At 68.5% G+C, this 1246-nt stretch carries 2 protein-coding genes; one reads left to right on the top strand and one right to left on the bottom strand.

The window, feature by feature from the left end; translation table 11 throughout:
• The coding region (locus AOK22_RS38240; RefSeq protein ID WP_157872426.1) for a TetR/AcrR family transcriptional regulator at positions 1-421 on the bottom strand (421 nt) is incomplete at its 3' end.
• 372 nt (positions 422-793) lie between these two features.
• Here AOK22_RS38240 and AOK22_RS38245 point away from each other — a divergent pair.
• A partial coding sequence (locus AOK22_RS38245) for an NAD(P)/FAD-dependent oxidoreductase (RefSeq protein ID WP_167357943.1) occupies positions 794-1246 on the top strand: 453 nt, incomplete at its 3' end.

Consider the following 1246-nt stretch of genomic DNA (forward strand, 5'->3'; position numbering starts at 1 on the left):
CCCGCAGCACCTGCGGCGGCAGCAGCCGCCCCGCGCCCGACGCCACGGACGTCCGCAGGAAGCGCGACAGCGCCGACCACGGCTCGTCCTCCTGTCCGAGCGCCGCACGCGCCTGGTCGGTCAGCCGGGACGTCTCTTCCTCGGCTATGCGCCTGACCAGCACGTCCTTGCTCGGGAAGCGGCGGTAGACGGTGCCGACACCGACCCGCGCGCGGCGCGCCACGTCTTCCATCGGCGCGCCGTAACCCAGCTCGCCGAAGACCTCGCGTGCCGCCCGAAGTACATGTTCGAGATTGCGCTGTGCGTCGACACGCAGTGGTGTCGTGCGCGCTCCTTCCCCCATGTCTCGTCCGTTCCCGCTCGGGGCTACGGCTGCTGCCGTCGCTGCGGCGGAAGTCCAGTGGGTCTCCTGAGTGTGCATATACGTTCCCCCGGTAATGACGTCTCCCCCCGGAGACACTCCCCGTCATTGACAACCGGTGTGTGAGGAGCGAGCCCTGCCACGAGCCGGAAACTCGACTCGACGAGCGCATCCCCCGACACCCCGACGTCACACGAACATAGTTGAGCTGGGGTCAATTCAGAAGAGGTGGGTTCCGCACGGCGAGCCCCCCGATCGGAGTACGCACCTTTTCAGGCCTTATTGCACCCCATCCCCGCACCCCTCTCATACCTGCTGACCTGCACTCCTTTCGCACCGGACGGCGGGCTTCCGGAGGCTCGCGGGGCGCCGCGTCCGGTCACACAAATTGCCGGGCCTGTGGACAAACTCCGGAGCCGGGTGCGTCATGGGATGGTGAAGGAACCTGTGCGCATTCTCGTCGTAGGCGGCGGCTACGTCGGCATGTACACCGCGCTGCGTCTTCAGCGGAAGCTGAAGCCGGAGCTCAAGCGGGGGACGGCCGAGATCGTCGTGATCACCCCCGACCCGTACATGACCTATCAGCCGTTCCTGCCCGAGGCGGCGGCCGGCTCCATCTCACCGCGCCACGTCGTCGTCCCGCTCCGCCGCGTCCTGGACAAATGCCGCATCGTCGTCGGCGAGGTCCGCTCGCTCGACCACGGCAAGCGCACGGCGACCTTCACCACCCTCGCCACCGAGGAGGAGGGCGCCGGCACCGTCGACCTCACGTACGACGAGATCGTCCTCGCCCCCGGCTCCATCGCGCGCACCCTGCCCGTGCCCGGCCTCGCCGAGTACGCCATCGGCTTCAAGACCGTCGAAGAGGCCATCGGCCTGCGCAAC

It is taken from the genome of Streptomyces silaceus, assembly GCF_001419745.1.
GTDB lineage: Bacteria > Actinomycetota > Actinomycetes > Streptomycetales > Streptomycetaceae > Streptomyces > Streptomyces silaceus.